The sequence below is a fragment of the Sphingomonas panacis genome (assembly GCF_001717955.1).
Lineage (GTDB): Bacteria > Pseudomonadota > Alphaproteobacteria > Sphingomonadales > Sphingomonadaceae > Sphingomonas > Sphingomonas panacis.
Window position 1 is genome coordinate 3,449,730 of the sequence record NZ_CP014168.1, and the last position, 17,213, is coordinate 3,466,942.

Genomic DNA, 17,213 nt, shown 5'->3' on the forward strand with positions numbered 1-17,213 from the left:
GTCTCGATGAGCTTTGTCACGACGCAGGATGGCGCCGATATCTTTTACAAGGACTGGGGTTCCAAAGAGGCCCAACCGATCATGTTCCACCACGGCTGGCCGCTGTCGTCCGACGATTGGGACGGGCAGATGTTGTTCTTCCTCAACAACGGCTACCGCGTCGTCGCACATGACCGCCGCGGACATGGCCGCTCGTCGCAGATCGGCACCGGCCACGACATGGATCATTATGCATCCGACGCGGCGGCGGTTGCCGATCATCTCGATCTGCGCAACGCCGTTCATATCGGCCACTCGACCGGTGGCGGCGAAGTCGCGCGCTACGTGGCGAGACATGGCCAGCCGAATGGCCGCGTCGCCAAGGCGGTATTGGTCAGCTCGGTCCCGCCGATCATGGTCAAGGCGCCGAACAATCCGGATGGCCTTCCCATCGAATTTCTCGACGGCATCCGTCAGGCGCTGGCGGACAATCGCGCCGCGATGTTTCGGGATTTCGCCGCCGGCCCGTTCTACGGCTTCAACCGCCCGGGCGCCAAGGTGATCGAGGCAGTGGTCGACAATTGGTGGCGTCAGGGCATGATGGGCAGCGCACAGGCCCATTACGCCGGCATCAAAGCCTTTTCGGAGACCGACCAGACGGAGGATCTGAAAGCGATCACGGTGCCGACGCTCGTGCTGCAGGGCGATGACGATCAGGTGGTGCCGTACAAGAACGCGGCGGTGAAGCAGGCCGAGCTGCTGCCGAACGCCACGCTCAAGATCTATCCTGGCTATCCGCACGGCATGCTGACGGTGAACGGCGATGTCATCAACCCCGATTTGCTCGCCTTCGTGCGCGGTTGATCCACGCTTATGCGCGAGGAGCCTCGCAATGAAGCCCTACCTCCTGTCACTCGGCGCCGGCCTCCTGGTCGGCATCGTCTACAGCCTTCTTAACGTCAAATCCCCGGCGCCGCCGGTGATCGCACTGATCGGTCTGCTCGGCATTCTGCTGGGCGAGCAGATCGTGCCTGTCGTCAAGCGAGTCATCGGTGGTCAGCCCGCGGCGCAGGCGGTGAGCGCCGCTTGCACCGAACCTGTCCTCGGCCGGCTGCCCGGCGATCCCGATACCCAGCGAAAAGCATGACCATGACCGATCTGATCCTCGTCAACGCCAAGATCGCGACACTCGACCGGGAAAACCCGCAGGCCCAGGCGGTCGCGATCCGCGACGGCAAGTTCCTCGCCGTCGGCACCGAGCAGGACGTGCGCGCCGCCGCGCCTCAGGCGCAGGTGATCGACGCGAAGGGTCGGCGCGTCATTCCCGGGTTGATCGACAGCCACATGCACATCATCCGTGGCGGGCTGAACTACAACATGGAGCTGCGCTGGGACGGTGTGCCAAGCCTCTCCGAAGCGATGGCGATGCTCAAGCGCCAGGTCGACAACACGCCCGCGCCGCAGTGGGTGCGGGTCGTCGGCGGCTTCACGGAACATCAATTCGCCGAGAAGCGGCTGCCGACGATCGCCGAACTGAATGCGGTCGCGCCGGACACGCCCGTCTTCATCCTCCACCTCTACGACCGCGCCTTGCTCAACGCCGCCGCGCTGCGGGCGGTAGGCTATACCAAGGACACACCCAATCCGCCGGGTGGCGAGATCGTGCGCGACGCGGCCGGCAACCCGACCGGCCTGCTGCTCGCGCAGCCCAATGCGACGATCCTCTACGCGACTCTCGCCAAGGGGCCGAAGCTGCCGCCGGAGTACCAGCTCAACTCGACCCGGCATTTCATGCGCGAGATGAATTCGCTCGGCGTGACCGGCGTGATCGACGCGGGCGGCGGATTCCAGAACTATCCGGACGACTATGCAATCATCGAGAAGCTGCACGACGACGGGCAACTGACCGTGCGGATCAGCTACAATCTGTTCACGCAGAAACCCAAGGAGGAGCTTGCCGACTTCGCCGGCTGGGTGAAACAGGTCACGCCGGGCCAGGGTGACGACAGCTACCGGCATAACGGCGCGGGCGAGATGCTCGTGTATTCGGCGGCGGATTTCGAAGACTTCCGAGTGGAGCGCCCCGACATGCCGCCGAGCATGGAGAGCGATCTCGAGCCGGTCATCCGCCTGCTCGCCGAACACAAATGGCCGTGGCGGCTTCACGCCACCTACGACCAGACGGTCGGCCGCGCTCTCGACGTGTACGAGAAGGTGTCGCGCGACATCCCCTTCGACGGCATCCATTGGTTTTTCGACCATTGCGAGACGATCAGCGACCGCAACATTGATCGGATCGCAGCCTTGGGCGGCGGCATCGCCGTCCAGCACCGCATGGCTTATCAGGGAGAGTATTTCGTCGAACGCTACGGCGCCCGCGCTGCCGAGCGCACACCGCCCATCGCTAAGATGCTGGCGGCCGGGCTGCCGGTGGGCGGTGGCACCGACGCCACTCGCGTCGCGAGCTACAACCCGTGGGTGTCACTCAACTGGCTGGTGACGGGCAAGACGGTGGGCGGCCTGTCGCTCTATCCCGGCGCCAACCGCGTCAGCCGCGAGAAGGCGCTCGCGATGTGGACTCACGAGAACACGTGGTTCTCGAATGAGGTCGGCAAGAAGGGCCAGATCAAGGCCGGGCAACTCGCCGATCTGGCGGTCCTCTCCGGCGATTATTTCAGCGTGCCGGAGTCCGACATTCCACACCTGCGCTCGGTGCTCACCCTGCTTGGCGGCACGGTGGTACATGGCGAGGGCGACTATGCCGATCTCGCGCCCAGACTGCCCCGCCCCATGCCCGACTGGTCGCCGGTCGCGACGTTCGGCGGCTATCACCGCACGCCGGAAGCGAATGCGAAGCTGGCGCACGCCTGCGGCTGCGCCTCGGCATGCAACGTTCACGGGCACGATCACGCCGCGGCGCTCGGTGCGTCCGCCCCAACCGCCGACGTGCAGACCTTCTGGGGGGCGCTCGGCTGCGGTTGCTGGGCGGTCTGACTCACAACCGACGAGGAGAATGACGATGAAACGCACCACATTCCTGCTCGCGCTCGCCTTGCTCGGCGCTGCGCCCGCCGCCCCCGTCCTCGCGCGCGACGTGCCAGCAGCCGGCTACGCCGTCGGCCCGCAATATGACACGACTCACGTCTATGTCGCGCCGGACGATTTCGACCGCTTTGTGCAAAGCCTGCTCGCCACCTTCGGCGGCACCGCCACCAAGAAGGGCGCCTTTCAAGTAACGCCGACCAGCAGCAAGACGTGGTCCCAACTCGTATTGACGCCTGCGGGTTCGCTGTCCGTGTTCGGTTTCACCACGCCGGTGCCATATGGCTTCGGCGAGGAGCGCAACGGTTATCTCGTTACCGATATGGACGCGGCGGTGGATGCCGCGGTCAAGAGCGGGGCCGCGCGCCTCGTGACCACCTTTCCCGATCCGATCGGGCGCGATGCCGTGGTGCAGTGGCCGGGCGGCGTGAACATGCAGCTCTACTGGCACACCGCCAAGCCAAACTATCCTGCGCTCGCAACCGTGCCGGAAAACCGGATCTACCTGACGGCCGATAGCGCCGACCGGTTTGTCGAGCATTGGACACGCTTCTCGCATGCGACAATAGTGTCGGACGACAAAGTCGCGCCGGGCGTCGAGATCGGCCAGCCTAACGCCACCTACCGCCGAATCCGCCTGACTTCGGGCTATGGCCGGATGACGGTGATGGTGTCGAATGGCCAGTTGCCCTGGCCTTACGGCCGCGACATGACCGGCTATGAGGTTGCCGATCTCGCGGCCACGCTGTCCAAGGCGAACGCGGCCGGTGTCGAGACACTCGTTCCCGCCCACGTCGAACCGGGGCGGCAGTCCGCGATCGTCCGCTTCCCCGGCGGCTATATCGCCGAAATTCACGCGGCAACGGCCTCGTGAGCGACGGTCAGCCGACCTTTGTCGATGCCATCCTCTGCTGGCCCGCGACATGGTTCGTCGCGCGGCTGGCGTTGGTCAGCGCCTATCTGATCGGTGGTGTCACCAAGCTGGGCGATTGGCCCTCGGCAATCGCCGAACAGGTGCATTTCGGCGTTCATCCGCCGGAGATCACCGCCGCGCTGACCATCTTCATCGAGGTCGTCGGGTCCGCTTTGCTCCTGTCCGGGCGGCTGGTGTGGCTCGCGGCGGGGGCGCTGGGGATTTTCACGCTGTTGACGGCTTTCATCGCGAGTCCGTTCTGGGCCATGCAGGGTCAGGCCCGCTTCATCGCGATCAACGACTTCTTCGAACATCTCGGGCTGGTGGCTGCGTTCGTCATGGCGGCGATGATCGCCGGCAAGCGACACGCGCGTGCGTAGGACCGTCCCGATCGGACTCGGCATCGTGCTGGGCGCACCCGCTGCCGCCCAGTCCGCGCCGGAAGCGTGGAAACCTCCGACGCTGACGATCACCCGGTACGACGAGGACTGGTCCAATCTCGCCGATCCGGCGGAGCGCACCGGGAACTGGACAGAACGCTTCAAATACGTGCCCCTCGGCAACGATGCCTATGCGACGACCGGGTTCGAATTGCGCGTTCGCAACGAGAAGTATCACGACAATCTTTGGGGAGGCGGACCGGCGCCGAACGATGGCTATGTGTGGGTGCGTGCTATCCCGCACGTCGACCTGCATCTTGGACGCCTCCGTGCGTTCGTCCAGCCGATCGCTGCTTACGCGATCGGAGTGCGCCCCACCGCTTCGCCGGTCGACCAGACCCGCACCGATCTGCTTCAGGGCTTCGCGGACGTCCGGTTGGGCGACGCGAAGACGGGCGATACCGACGGGGCCGGGGTAACTCTGCGTGCGGGACGCCAGATGCTGTCGCTCGGCACCGAACGACTGATCGGCACGCGCTACGGCCCCAACGTCCCGCTCGCATTTGACGGGTTTCGCGCGCTCGCGTCGCTGAACGGCGCGATCGTGAGCCTGCTCGCGGTGCGTCCGGTCCAGCCTGGGCCCGGCACATTCGATGATCGTCGGTCGCACACCAAATCATTGTGGGGGGCGTATGCGACGATCCCGGTCGGCCCTGCGGGATTCGATCTATATTATCTCGGCTATCGCAATTCCGCCGCGACCTTCGGCGCCCGGACCGGGCGCGAGTTGCGCCACAGCGTCGGCGTCCGCTGGTTCGGCGACCTGCGCACCTGGCACTGGAATGTCGAGGGTGTGGCCCAGTTCGGCCGCTTCGCCGGCGAGCCGATCGGCGCCTGGACATTGGGAACGGAATTGGGCCGGCGCTTCCCCGCCACCCGCTTCAGCCCCGATCTGGTGATGCGGGTGAACTATGCCAGCGGCGACCGCAATCCCGACGATCGACGGCTCGGAACGTTCAACGCGCTGTTCCCAAAGGGGAAATATTTCGGCGAGCTCTCGCCCGTCGGCCCGTACAATCTGATCAACGTCAACCCGCAAGCATCGGCGTCTTTAGGCGGGGGCGTGTCCGCGACATTGGCCGGTATGGCGTATTGGCGCGCCTCCCGGGGAGATGGCGTCTATGATATTCCCGGTAACCTGATCCGCGCGCCGGGGACAGTTCGTGCCCGCTTTGTCGGCAAGGAGGCGGAAGCTGTGATCGCGTGGCAAGCCACCGCCCAATGGGAAGTGTCCGCGTCGCTCTCCGCCTTCGTGCCGGGTGGGTTTATTCGCGCCACCGGATCGGCGCGAACGATCACAATGCTCGGCCTCGAAAGCAACTTCCGGTTCTGAAAGGATATCGACCTTGGCGAACAGCCCCGCCCCATTGCCGCCACTGCTCATCTTCCTTTCCGCCACCACGGGGCTCGTCGACGCGGCAAGCGTATTGGGACTGGGCAAGGTGTTCACCGCCAACATGACCGGCAACGTCGTGTTCCTGGGCTTCGCAGCGGCTGACCTTCCCGGTTTCAACGCCCCCATATACCTGCTCGCCATCGCGACATTCATGGCGGGCGCGGTGGTGGCCGGACGCACTGGCCGGCGCTTCGTCGGCAAGCCGCTTCGCCAATGGCTGCTGATCTCGGCGCTGGTCGAGGCCTCGCTGCTTGCACTTGGTGCCATCGTCGCGATCGGCTTTGATATCGCCGCGCAGCCGCCATTGCGTGTCGCAGCGATCGTCAGCCTGACCGCGATCGCGATGGGTTTTCGCAACGCCACCGTGCGCCAACTGAAAGTCCCGGACCTCACCACGACCGTGCTGACGATGACGATCACGGGACTCGCGGCCGATTCAACGCTCGCCGGCGGCGGCAACATCAATTGGAAGCGGCGCGGCGCGAGCATCCTCGGCCTGCTCGCCGGCGCGACCGTGGGCGCCGTACTGCTAAAGCACGTCGGGCTGGCCGCGCCGCTGGCTCTCGCGGCCGCGTTGATCCTGTCCGCCACGCTCATCGCCGCGCGTCACGCCGATACTGCCCGCCCGCTGGCGGCATGAGTGTGCCCTTCGGCAGACCCTGAGCGGCGCCAGTACGCACGGCTCAGCACGTGCGACGGCCATCCACAGCACTTGCAGACGTTCCGGTTGTCGGTGCGCGGCCCAGGTTTATCCTTCGCCCCACCGGGTACGAACCCTTAGAGTCGTTCCGGTTGCTCACCCTCAAGTGCATCGCATCCATCACTGATCTCCAAAAATCAGCCGCGAATCCTATTTCAGATCGCTTGAGGATCTCAAAACCTTAAACCGTCACCACGGCGCGGCGCTCAGTCGTAGATCGGTCGCAACTCGTTATCGAGGTAATATCGCGTCATCGCCATCGAAGCGAGCATGTCAGGCGAGCCGTCGTATTCGATTGACATCCAGCCCTTGAACTCGTGCTGCTTGAGCAGGCGATAGAGACCTTTCAGATCAAGCTCGCCCTGCCCCGGCTCCCAGAACCAGCGTGTGCCGTCATCGGTGATCTCCGGGTCCTGCGCATAGCGGACGCTGTCCGGCAGTCTTGCCGAAGCGGTATCCTTAAGGTGAAACGTGCTGATCCGGTCGTGATAGTCCTCGTAGAACTTCAGCGGATCCTCGCCCAGAATCGCTATCTGGGCGGTGTCGATGCAGTAATGAACCAGCTTCGGGTCAGTCGACTCGATCAGTTCGCGGTGGTTCGGCAGATTGATCGCGCAGAAGAACTCGTTGTGCAGGCCGATCTTTACGCCATGATCGGTCGCATAGCGGCCGATCTCGTTCATAACCTTGGCGCATTGCTGTACCTCTTCCCGGCTGAGCGGCCCCGTCCCGTAATAATTCTGCGTCGGGCAGGTGTTCATGTAGGTGCCGCCGAATTGCACGATCGTATCGACCGCCTCGCGCCCGGCGCGAACGGCCTCGTCGAAATGATCCTGCTGATGGGAGGCGTGCGCGCCGTGGAACATCCCGATCACGCTCACGCCGCGATCCTTCGCGAACTGCGTGAAGTTCTCCGGCGAGCCGAACAGCGGTAAGATGTCCGCCAAATCCCACGGCGCGATTTCGATTCCCTCGAAGCCGAGTGCAGATTGGTATTTCAGGATATTATCCCAGTCGGAATAATAGGCACTATTTGTCTTGTCTTCGTAGTAGAACTCGCGAAAATTTGCGATCCTCTGGTACGGGATGGATTTCCAGTGGCACATATTGGCATAGCGAATATTGGGCATCGCGGAGTCTCCGTCCGTCTTATTTCGGAAATTGGTTGAGCAAGGCGCGGGTTCTCAGCAGCGCACGAAACGGATCTCTCGTCTGGCGAGCGCTACAGGTGACCGGTCCTCGATATTTCAGCGTGTCGAGCAGGGCAGCGATTTTCACCAGATCGACCGACCCGGTCCCCGGATCGCGGAAAACCTGCGTCGCATGATCGCGCGGGAACTCGGGGTTGGGCGTTTTCCAGACCTCTTGCGTATCGACGAAGCTGGTATCGGTCAGATGCACGCAGCCGATCCGGGCAATCTGCGCCTCGAGGAAGTCCGTCGGCGAGATGCCAGCGACGGCCAGGCTGGCCATGTCGAGGTCCAGCTTCACAGCGTCGGGCAGGGCATCGGCCAGCGCCAAGATCCGCTCGCCGCCGAACAGGCTCCAATACTCGTTGCGAAGCACGAGCGTGACCCCGAGTTCTCCCGCCTTGGCGGCAAGCCCTCCAAGCAGCGCGATTGTGCGCTCTGCAAAGGCCTCCTTCATGATCTCCAGGTCGGGATGGTACTGCGCGATCCGCCCATAATAAGGCGAAGGGCTGATGGCGAAATATTCGGCCCCCATGTCCGCTGCATGGGCTAACCCCTCGTTCGCGAAATGGCCCGTCGCCCCGAAGTAGAAATCCAGATTGTCGTTGCGCATGAACAGGTTGGGATCGAAGGTTATGCCGGTAACATGGTGTATGCCACTTGCGCTCAGCAGCGCGCGATATTTGGCCGCGCTGCCGTATTTGGTGTTCACGCAATAGCGGTTGAACGGCACGCCGCTGCGCCCCCCGAACTGCCAAACCGGCTCATAGGGAATCTCGACCCCCGAGAAACCGGACGCGGCGATCAGCGTGTAAAGCTCTTCCCAGAAATACCGGCTTTCGTACCGGTTCCGGTTGGGTTCCTGGTGATGGCGATTGATCAGATCGAGGCTTATCGCGATCGCGTCTGTCTTCATGGTTAAACGCAGGCTCCTCGGGCGACCGCGTCGGAAAAGCGCGGCCTCGTTCTTGGTTGGCGATCGCTACGAGATGTGACGACGCTCAGGCGGTCAGGCTCGTGACCGGACATTGAGCAACGTGCTACCCCAAAACAATTCATTAAAACAAGAACTATCATACTAATATGTCGGCGCCGGGCTTAACGCACTCGCCGCCAACCCGGAAGTCTGGGCGAAGACCGCGTTCATCCTCAACTACGACGAGAATGACGGACTGTTCGATCACGTGCCGCCGCCGGTGCCACCTGAGGGTACCGCCCGCGAATTCATCGGCGGCCTGCCGATTGGGTGGCAGCTTCCGGGTGCCGTGCATTGTCGTCTTGTCGTGGACGGTGGGCGGCTGGGTTTGCAGCCGTTCGACCACCCTCGGTGTTGCAGTTCCTCGAACAGGTGACCGGCGTCATCGAACCGAACATCACGCCGTGGCGGCGTACCGCCTTCGGCGACCTGACTGCGGCGTTTCGCTTTGATCAGCCTCCGTCGCGTTCACCCGTTTGCCGGAGACGACCACGATGCTCCAACTCGCCCATCGCAACATCGCGACCCTGCCCGCCCCGGAGATGCCAGGCGCGGATCAACAGCAGCCGGCGCAGGAGAAAGGCAGCCGCAAGCGGGTCTGACAGCGTGGCGCGGCGACTCGCCCGTACCTGCCACGCCCCTTTCCGATAACCGTGTCCGGCGTCAGGGCAAAATGCCGGCTGCGGCGGCCGCCTTAAGCCATCCCGGATATTCGCTCATCAGCTTGTCGTAGAGTTCGGTGTCGGTGTCGCTGTCTGCGCTCGGCACCGAAAAGAAGTCGCAATTATCGACTTTGCGCCCTTTGAGATCGTCGAGCTTCTCAAGGAATTTGAACCCGCTGGATCGCAGGCCGCTACCGCCGATACCCATGAACTGCCAGAATATGCCCTGCGACGACGCTTCGCGGATCTGCTTCTCGGTGAGCGAGCGGTCCATCGTATCGCCATCGGTGACGAACATCACATAGACGGGAACGCGGCCGAAGTCGGGCTGCGAGGCGAAATCCTGCCGGATCATCTTGATGGTCGCGCCATAATGCGTGGATCCTTCAAGATCGTGCGTGCGGAGCATGTTGGGAACGAAATCCTGATAGGTGTCGATGTCCGCAGTGCCGATCCGGTAGGCCCCCGTCCCGAAGGCATAAACCTCGATCGAACCGTCATCATCCATGTTGAGGCCGAGTGCGAGGACACGCTGGACGAGCCGATCGACCTCGCCGCTTTGATACCGGTCGTACATCGATCCCGAAATATCGAGCACCAGCACAACCTTGGCGGTTGCCCCGGACAGCGATTTCTTCTCGAGGCTGACCGCTGCGGCCTTGGCGAGACTGACGAGCTTCGGATCGCGCTTTTCGAGGCTGACGATTCGCTGCTTGCGCAGATCGACCTTCGAGGGCGCGGGCACCGGTGCCGCGCTCGCAGCGGGTTCATCGGCAACGTCGATGCCGAAATGGCGGGACAGCGGCGCGAGGCCGCCATTGAAGCCTTGCGCGATGGCGCGGAACTTCCAGTCGCCGCCGCGCCGATAGAATTCGCCGATGATGACCGCGGCCTCGCTCATGCCAGCCGTGTCCTGACTGAAAGCGACGACGCCGGGTGCTTCAAGATCGATGCGCTTGAGATCGGCAACGGTGCCCTGCTCGGGAACCGCGCAAATTGCGATGCGCTCGATATCGGCGGCGATCTTCGAAAGGTCGATCGTGAAGTTCGCGCCGCTCAGCGAAACCGACCCATCCCGGGTGGCGGGCTGGTTGAAGAAAATCATGTCCTCGTCACCGCGCACCTTGCCGGTACCGTCGAGGATGTAGGCCGACACGTCGGCGCTACCGCCGGCAAAGAGGACGCTCGGTTGGATGATGGTGGCCGGCACGATGGTGTTGGCCCCTTTGGTGACGCGCTGCATATCTATCTTCTCCACGAGCGCCGAATTGGCGTAATCACTGACGCGGCGCCGTGTCGACGCCCTTTCGCTTAACCCAGAGCTCGCGCCTCCGCTCCATCACGATCAAAGTGTCGGTAAAGCACTGTGCCTGAAAGGCCCAGCGCGTCGTCGAAGTTGCCACGCCCGGAGGCTAAGCCGGACCAACGCCATCGGCCGATACGAGATTGTCGGCCACGAGCGTGCCGATCACCCGCACGCGCTTTTCGACGAAGTCGACCGGCACGCGACGCAGTTCCAGTGCGTAACGACCACCGAGGTCGCGGCGAAGATAGAAGCCGCTGCCGTCGCGAATCAGCGTACCGGTTTCGTCGATGCGGCTTCCGATGGGGTCCATTCGCTCGCGATACCGATTGATCGCGTCAGACCGCAAGGCATCGTGGGGCGCGATGATCGCCTGTCTGACGTCGTGACGGCGATGCGATCCCACTGCGCATGCAGAATGTCGCACATCACGCCACCGGCGGGAATTGCGTCGGGACTCGTCAATTTACGGGCGTCAGCCACCCCATGAGGGTTTTGGCCAGCGTGAGGCACGACAATCATCTCCATATCCTGTATAAGGGCGTCGTGCATAAGCTCGCCACGCTTTTCCTCGGCTTCCTTCTCGCCATCTCGGCCAGCGGACAGACGACGGCGCATGCGATCGACTCCTTCGCTCCGGTCGGGACGGTCCAGATGGACGATGCCGGCCATTGGGCCGGCGACGGCGACGAAGTGCCGGCGGATGCCGACACAAGATATCCTCATCATCATGCAGCCTGCCACGATCATAGCGTAGGCGTTCCGGCCACAGCCGAGCGCTTGCCGCTCAGTGAGCACGTTGCCCAGCCGCTTGTGGGCAATCGCGCACCGAAACTCGCCACAGCCGACCCGGCCGAGCTCCTTCGTCCACCCCGAGCCTGACGCAGACATCCCGCCGCCGGCTCTATCCGCGCGGCTGATCCCTTACGTCAGGAGCATACCACCATGCATCGCGTGATCGCGGCCGTTCTGGCCGTGACCGCTTGCGCCTCGACGGCGCAAGCACAAACATCCGGTAGTCCGCCGGACGGGCCAGTCCTTACCCTCACCCAAGCGCTCGAACTCGCTCACGCCAATGCGCCGTCGTTGGACGCAGCCAACGCGGGGGTTCGCGCCGCCGACGCCGGGCAGCGTGTCGCCGGCTTGCGCCCCAACCCGACCGTGAGTGCGGACATTGAAAATGTCGGAGGCTCCCGGGCATACAATATCATTGAAGCTCCCAAACAGACGGTCGGCATCGGTCTACCGCTCGAACTTGGCGGCAAGCGTCCGGCCCGGATCGCGGTGGCGGTATCGCAGCGTGGGCGGGCCGGCATCGACCAGGCTATTGCCGAGGCGGACCTTCGGGAGAGCGTCACCGATGCCTATGTTGAGACCGTCTCCGCCGAGCGCCGCCTCGGCGCCGCGCGCCAACAGGCTCGCATCGCCGGTGAAACGGCGCATGCCGCCCAAGTGAGGGTCGAGGCCGGCAAGGCTTCGCCGTTGGAGCAGCAGCGTGCCGACGTCCTGCGAATCGCGGCCGAAGCGGACGTCCAGAAGTCGCAGCGCCTCGCAACGCTGGCGCGGGCGAATCTCGAACGTAGGCTAGGCCAGCCCGTTTCCGGTCGGCTTGATCAAGACTGGTTCGACCGCATTGATGCCTATGGTCCGCCGCAGCCACGGGATGGAATGACGAGTCTATCGGTCGCGGCAGCTACAGCGGACCGCCGCACTGCGGAGGCACAACTTCGGCTTGCCCGCTCTCAGCGTATTCCTGACGTCACCGTCAGCACCGGGGTGCGAAGGCTTCCCGCCACCAATAGCGTCGCGGCGGTGTTCGGGGTCTCGGTTCCCCTGCCGCTCTTCAACGGCGGATCGGCCGCGATTGCGCAGAGGACAGCGGAACGCGACAAGGTGGACGCCGAGCGCCGTTCCGCGATGCTCGACGCCGAGCAACAGGTTGCGCAGGCGCAGGCGGACCTCGCGAACGCACAGGCGGCCGCGTCGAACGCTATCGGTCCAGCGCTCGTTGCCGCTCAGGAAGCCACCCGGATTGCGCGTATCGGGTACCGCGAAGGCAAATTCGGTCAGCTCGACCTGCTCGATGCAGAACGCACTCTTGCGCAAACACGGACCGCCGCGATCGACGCGCTCACCGTGTATCACCTCGCGCGCACACGGCTTGAGCGTCTCGCTGCAACCGCGCCCTCGCCCAAGGACGACGATCGATGAATCCTACCTTGCTGCGCGCCCTCGTGCCCGCCACCATCGCGCTGGCTGTGGGCGGCTGCGGCCGCTCGCCCAAGGCCAGCGACACGTCGGCAACGGAGGACCGTGGCGAAAAGAAAGCCGCTCCGGGAGATCCGCAGATCGCTGTTCTGTCCGGCCAGCAAATCTCCGATGCCGGCATCGAAGTGACCCGGCCCACCGTAGGCGGCGTCGCCGGCGCCATCGAGTTGCCGGCAACGATCGAGGGCGACCCGCAAGGCGTGCAGGTCGTGTCCGCGCCGATCGGTGGGCGCCTCGTGTCGCTGACCCGAAATCTCGGCCAGGCGGTCGGTCGTGGCGACACGCTGGCGGTGATCGAGAGCCGGGAGGCCGCTTCGCTGAACGCCGAAGTCGAAGCGGCCCGGGCGCGAGCCGCGCTTGCCAGCACGAACCTTCGGCGCGAGCAGCGCCTGTTCGCCGAGCGGGTGTCGCCGGAGCAGGATATCGTTGCCGCGCGCACGGCTGCAATAGAGGCGAACATAGCGCTACGCCTTGCTCGCCAGCGGCTTTCCGCCACCGGCGGCAATGGTGGTGCGCTCAACCGGATTGCCGTCCGCGCGCCGATCGCGGGCGAGGTCATTGCCCGGTCGGCGACACTCGGCCAGCAGATTCCGGCTGATGCCGAGCTGTTCCGTGTCGCCAATCTCGCCAAGGTCTCGGTGACGATGTCGCTGGTTCCGGCTGACGCGGGGCGGGTAAGGCCAGGTGCCAGGATTGAGGTGACGTCCGCAGGCCGGCACCAGGAAGGTCGCGTGACCTTGGTGTCCCCAATCCTTGACGAGACCACGCGCCTGGTGCCGGTGATCGCAAGCATCGACAATGCGGGTGGGACGTGGCGCGTGGGCGAGAATGTCAGCGTCTCGGTCCTGCTCCCCGCCGCAGGCAATCGCAGCGTCGCGGTGCCGTCCGCCGCCGTGCAGATGATCAGCGGCAGGCCCTATGTTTTCGTGCGGACGGCCACCGGTTTCAAGGCGACGCCGGTGACCCTCGGGCGCACCAACGGGGGATCGATCACAGTCACGTCGGGCCTCACCGGCGATGAACGCATCGCGTCCACGAATTCGTTCACGCTCAAGTCCGAACTCGGCAAGAGCGAAGCCAGGGACGAGGACTGAACCATGCTGGGTCGCATCGTCACCTTTGCCGTCGAGAAGCGTTGGCTCGTCCTGTTTCTGACCATCGCAGCGGCATTCGCCGGCGCCTTCGCCATTCAGCGCCTTCCTATCGACGCCGTCCCCGACATCACCAACAACCAGGTCCAGATCAACGTCGTTGCCCCGGCGCTGTCCCCCGACCAGATCGAGAAGCAGGTCGCCTTCACGGTCGAGACCGCGCTCGCGGGCATCCCGGGGCTCGAATATACCCGCTCGCTTAGCCGCAACGGATTCGCGCAGGTCACCGCCGTTTTCGATGAGAGCACCGACGTCTATTTCGCGCGGCAGCAGGTCGCCGAGCGATTGCGGACGGCTCAGGAGAGCCTGCCCGATGGCGTACATCCAGAAATGGGGCCGATTGCGACCGGGCTCGGCGATATCTTCATGTGGACGGTCGAGTTTCGCGAACTCGGCAAGGACAGCCATCTGCTCGGAGAGCCGGGCCTCCAGAAGGACGGCAGCTACATCACGCCTGAGGGCGATCACCTCGTCAGCGAGGCGGACAAGGCTACCTATCTGCGCACGGTCCAGGACTGGATCGTCACGCCACAGCTCAAGGGCACGCCCGGCCTCGCCGGCATCGACAGCCTTGGCGGATACACCAAGCAGTACCTGGTCGTGCCCGACATCCAGCGCATGGCCGCCATGCACATTACGCTGCAGGATCTCGCGACCGCGCTCGAGCGCAATAACACCAGCGTGGGCGCAGGTGTCGTCGATCGCAACGGCGAGGGCCTCGCGGTTCGGGCCGATGGGCGCATCCGCAATGTCGATGAACTGGCGCGCACCGTGATCGCCACGCGTGAGAGCGTGCCGGTCCTGCTCAGCCAGATCGCCGTCGTCCGTACTGGTCAGGCTTTACGGATGGGGTCCGCTTCGGAGAACGGACATGAAGTCGTCGTCGGCACCGCGGTGATGCGGATCGGCGAGAATAGCCGAACAGTCTCTACAGGCGTGGGCCAGCGGCTGATCGAAATCGGGCGGGCGCTGCCGATCGACGTCGTGGTCAAGCCAGTGCTCAACCGCACGGAACTCGTGAACGCGACGATCACGACCGTCGCGCGCAATCTCGCCGAGGGTGCGGTGCTTGTCGTCGTCGTGCTCTTCGTTCTGCTCGGCAATTTCCGGGCCGCGCTGATCGCGGCGCTCGTGATCCCGATCACGATGCTGCTGACCACTATCGGCATGCTCAAGGCCGGCGTGTCCGCGAACCTGATGAGTCTCGGCGCGCTGGACTTCGGCCTGATCGTCGATGGCGCGGTGATCATCGTCGAAAATGCCCTGCGCCGTCTCGGGGATGCGCAGCACGGCCGCGAAGGCCCAATGCCTCTCGAGGATCGGCTCGCCATCGTGGCGGCTTCGGCCCGCGAGATGATCCGCCCCTCGGTATATGGTCAGGCGATCATCATCCTCGTTTATGCGCCGCTGCTCACCTTCACCGGCGTCGAGGGCAAGATGTTCGAGCCGATGGCGCTCACCGTCATCATCGCGCTGGTCGTCGCCTTTATCCTCTCGATGACGTTCGTTCCGGCCGCGACTGCGGTGTGGCTCAGCAAGTCTGTCGATAAGGAGGAGAGCCGCGTCCTCACGTGGTTGCGCCGCCGCTATGAACCGGGGCTCGACGTCGCGATGCGACGCCCAAGCGTGACGCTCGGCAGCGCACTCGGCGCGCTTGCGGTTGCAGGCGTCGCCTTCACGACGCTGGGGCAGGAGTTTCTCCCCCAGCTCGACGAGGGGAATATCCTCGTACAAGCGGTTCGCATTCCGGGCACGTCCGTCGATCAAAGCCAGGCCATGCAGTTCCAGGTTGAGAAGGTGCTCTCCCGCCAGCCCGAAGTTCGCTTCGCCTTTTCGCGCACCGGCACATCCGAGATCGCCAGTGATCCGATGCCGCCCAACGCGACAGACACTTTCGTCATCCTTAGACCCAGGGCCGAATGGCCGGACCCGTCATTGAGCAAAGAGGCGCTGGTCAGGCGGATGGAGACGCGCCTCTCTACGCTGCCCGGCAATGCCTACGAGATCACTCAACCGATCCAGATGCGCTTCAATGAGCTGATCGCGGGCGTGCGCGGCGACATCGCGGTGAAGGTGTTCGGTGACGATTTCGGCGGCATGAACGCGGCGGCTGCTCATATCGCCGACATATTGCGCAAGACAGGCGGCGCGGTCGATGTCCGCGTCGAGCAGACCGAGGGCTTGCCGATGCTCGACATTAGGCCGAATCGCATGGCGATGTCGCGGATCGGGGGCACCGCCGGCGATGTGCAGGACACCGTCGCAGCGGCTATTGGCGGTCGCGAGGCGGGCGTGATCTTTGAGGGAGATCGCCGCTTCCCGGTCGTGATCCGCCTGTCCGAGGCATCGCGGTCGGACCTGACCCAGGTGGCCCAGATGCCCGTCCCGACGTCCGCCGGTGGATTCGTGCCGCTCTCGACGGTGGCAGACATCAATGTCGTCGATGGTCCGAACCAGATCAGCCGCGAGAACGGAAAACGCCGCGTGGTGGTCCAGGCCAACGTCCGTGATCGGGACGTCGCCGGCGTGGTCGCCGACGCCAGAGCCGCCATTGATGCTCAGGTAAAGATGCCGCCCGGCACGTACATCGAATGGGGTGGGCAGTTCGAGAACCTCGAGTCCGCGCGCGACCGCCTCGCGCTGGTTGTGCCGATATGCTTCGTCGTCATCCTGTTGCTGCTGTACGGCGCGCTCGGCTCCGTGCGTGACGCGATCATCGTGTTTACTGGGGTGCCGCTGGCGCTGGTCGGCGGGGTACTCGGGCTGTTCCTGCGCGGCATGCCCTTTTCGGTTTCGGCAGCGGTCGGGTTCATCGCTCTGTCCGGCATCTCCGTCCTCAACGGCTTGGTGATGGTGACCTCGATCCATGACCTGCTGGCGAAGGGAATGGATCGCGCTCGCGCTGCGCATGAGGGAGCGCTCGCGAGGTTCCGCCCTGTCGCCATGACCGCGCTGGTCGCGAGCCTTGGCTTCGTTCCGATGGCACTCGGTCATGGTGCCGGCGCCGAGGTGCAGAAGCCGTTGGCGACGGTCGTGATCGGTGGCCTGATCACGGCGACATTGCTAACCCTGTTCGCCCTACCCACGCTCTACGCGCGCTTCGGGGATGGCACGCGTCGCGGGAGCCGGTCCGATCCGACAGCCCCTCTTCATTGAGAACACACATAAGCGGCCATGATGGGCGACGTGCGTG

The 17,213-nt window shown here is 64.3% G+C and carries 16 protein-coding genes; 12 read left to right on the forward strand and 4 right to left on the reverse strand.

What is annotated here, in order from left to right:
* Window positions 1–6 precede the first annotated feature (6 nt).
* From J0A91_RS15715 to J0A91_RS15745, 7 genes are read left to right on the forward strand one after another with little or no spacing between them, the layout of a single operon-like run.
* Window positions 7–843 (forward strand): alpha/beta fold hydrolase, encoded by an 837-nt coding sequence (locus J0A91_RS15715; protein ID WP_069205699.1) that lies wholly within the window; start codon window positions 7–9, stop codon window positions 841–843.
* A 28-nt stretch (window positions 844–871) separates the two neighbouring features.
* Window positions 872–1,126: a DUF1427 family protein gene (locus tag J0A91_RS15720; RefSeq protein ID WP_069205700.1), complete on the forward strand. Its 255-nt coding sequence runs from the start codon at window positions 872–874 to the stop codon at window positions 1,124–1,126.
* Between the two features lie 2 nt (window positions 1,127–1,128).
* Complete coding sequence (locus tag J0A91_RS15725; RefSeq protein WP_069205701.1) at window positions 1,129–2,973, forward strand: amidohydrolase; 1,845 nt, start codon at window positions 1,129–1,131, stop codon at window positions 2,971–2,973.
* A gap of 25 nt (window positions 2,974–2,998) precedes the next feature.
* Entirely contained in the window at window positions 2,999–3,895 is an 897-nt protein-coding gene (locus tag J0A91_RS15730; RefSeq protein ID WP_069207389.1) for a VOC family protein, read from the forward strand.
* On the forward strand, window positions 3,892–4,314 hold the full coding sequence (locus J0A91_RS15735; protein ID WP_069205702.1) for a DoxX family protein: 423 nt from the start codon (window positions 3,892–3,894) through the stop codon (window positions 4,312–4,314). The genes J0A91_RS15730 and J0A91_RS15735 overlap by 4 nt, the downstream gene beginning before the upstream one ends.
* Window positions 4,307–5,707, forward strand: coding sequence for an alginate export family protein (locus tag J0A91_RS15740; protein ID WP_069205703.1), 1,401 nt, complete (start codon window positions 4,307–4,309; stop codon window positions 5,705–5,707). The genes J0A91_RS15735 and J0A91_RS15740 overlap by 8 nt, the downstream gene beginning before the upstream one ends.
* Window positions 5,708–5,711: 4 nt before the next feature.
* Complete coding sequence (locus tag J0A91_RS15745; RefSeq protein ID WP_069207390.1) at window positions 5,712–6,410, forward strand: YoaK family protein; 699 nt, start codon at window positions 5,712–5,714, stop codon at window positions 6,408–6,410.
* A 266-nt stretch (window positions 6,411–6,676) separates the two neighbouring features.
* On the opposite strand, the gene J0A91_RS15750 is transcribed toward J0A91_RS15745, so the two are convergent.
* A complete protein-coding gene (locus tag J0A91_RS15750; protein WP_069205704.1) occupies window positions 6,677–7,600 on the reverse strand; it encodes a sugar phosphate isomerase/epimerase family protein in 924 nt (307 codons plus the stop codon).
* Between the two features lie 19 nt (window positions 7,601–7,619).
* Window positions 7,620–8,576: a sugar phosphate isomerase/epimerase family protein gene (locus tag J0A91_RS15755; protein ID WP_069205705.1), complete on the reverse strand. Its 957-nt coding sequence runs from the start codon at window positions 8,574–8,576 to the stop codon at window positions 7,620–7,622.
* 229 nt (window positions 8,577–8,805) lie between these two features.
* Here J0A91_RS15755 and J0A91_RS24870 point away from each other — a divergent pair, with 229 nt between their 5' ends.
* Entirely contained in the window at window positions 8,806–9,012 is a 207-nt protein-coding gene (locus J0A91_RS24870; protein ID WP_240502297.1) for an alkaline phosphatase family protein, read from the forward strand.
* 287 nt (window positions 9,013–9,299) lie between these two features.
* Here the strand turns inward: J0A91_RS24870 and J0A91_RS15765 are convergent, their stop codons facing one another.
* Both J0A91_RS15765 and J0A91_RS15770 read right to left on the reverse strand, forming a co-directional pair.
* The gene (locus J0A91_RS15765; protein WP_069205707.1) at window positions 9,300–10,541 is read right to left on the reverse strand and encodes a VWA domain-containing protein; all 1,242 of its coding nucleotides are present in this window, start codon (window positions 10,539–10,541) and stop codon (window positions 9,300–9,302) included.
* A 169-nt stretch (window positions 10,542–10,710) separates the two neighbouring features.
* A complete protein-coding gene (locus tag J0A91_RS15770) occupies window positions 10,711–10,914 on the reverse strand; it encodes a DUF5818 domain-containing protein (protein WP_069207391.1) in 204 nt (67 codons plus the stop codon).
* Window positions 10,915–11,105: 191 nt separating this feature from the next.
* On the opposite strand from J0A91_RS15770, the gene J0A91_RS15775 reads away from it, so the two are divergent.
* From J0A91_RS15775 to J0A91_RS15790, 4 genes are all read left to right on the forward strand, one after another.
* Complete coding sequence (locus J0A91_RS15775) at window positions 11,106–11,483, forward strand: hypothetical protein (RefSeq protein WP_150126938.1); 378 nt, start codon at window positions 11,106–11,108, stop codon at window positions 11,481–11,483.
* Window positions 11,484–11,546: 63 nt separating this feature from the next.
* A complete protein-coding gene (locus tag J0A91_RS15780; protein ID WP_069205709.1) occupies window positions 11,547–12,812 on the forward strand; it encodes a TolC family protein in 1,266 nt (421 codons plus the stop codon).
* A complete protein-coding gene (locus J0A91_RS15785; protein WP_069205710.1) occupies window positions 12,809–13,963 on the forward strand; it encodes an efflux RND transporter periplasmic adaptor subunit in 1,155 nt (384 codons plus the stop codon). The genes J0A91_RS15780 and J0A91_RS15785 overlap by 4 nt, the downstream gene beginning before the upstream one ends.
* Before the next feature lie 3 nt (window positions 13,964–13,966).
* Window positions 13,967–17,176: an efflux RND transporter permease subunit gene (locus J0A91_RS15790; protein WP_069205711.1), complete on the forward strand. Its 3,210-nt coding sequence runs from the start codon at window positions 13,967–13,969 to the stop codon at window positions 17,174–17,176.
* The last annotated feature ends 37 nt before the right edge of the window (window positions 17,177–17,213 follow it).

Coding starts and splice junctions, on each gene's coding strand:
- J0A91_RS15715 (WP_069205699.1), top strand. CDS start 7: ATGAGCTTTGTCACGACGCAGGATGGCGCCGATATCTTTTACAAGGAC.
- J0A91_RS15720 (WP_069205700.1), top strand. CDS start 872: ATGAAGCCCTACCTCCTGTCACTCGGCGCCGGCCTCCTGGTCGGCATC.
- J0A91_RS15725 (WP_069205701.1), top strand. CDS start 1,129: ATGACCGATCTGATCCTCGTCAACGCCAAGATCGCGACACTCGACCGG.
- J0A91_RS15730 (WP_069207389.1), top strand. CDS start 2,999: ATGAAACGCACCACATTCCTGCTCGCGCTCGCCTTGCTCGGCGCTGCG.
- J0A91_RS15750 (WP_069205704.1), bottom strand. CDS start 7,600: ATGCCCAATATTCGCTATGCCAATATGTGCCACTGGAAATCCATCCCG.
- J0A91_RS15755 (WP_069205705.1), bottom strand. CDS start 8,576: ATGAAGACAGACGCGATCGCGATAAGCCTCGATCTGATCAATCGCCAT.
- J0A91_RS15765 (WP_069205707.1), bottom strand. CDS start 10,541: ATGCAGCGCGTCACCAAAGGGGCCAACACCATCGTGCCGGCCACCATC.
- J0A91_RS15770 (WP_069207391.1), bottom strand. CDS start 10,914: ATGGACCCCATCGGAAGCCGCATCGACGAAACCGGTACGCTGATTCGC.
- J0A91_RS15780 (WP_069205709.1), top strand. CDS start 11,547: ATGCATCGCGTGATCGCGGCCGTTCTGGCCGTGACCGCTTGCGCCTCG.
- J0A91_RS15785 (WP_069205710.1), top strand. CDS start 12,809: ATGAATCCTACCTTGCTGCGCGCCCTCGTGCCCGCCACCATCGCGCTG.
- J0A91_RS15790 (WP_069205711.1), top strand. CDS start 13,967: ATGCTGGGTCGCATCGTCACCTTTGCCGTCGAGAAGCGTTGGCTCGTC.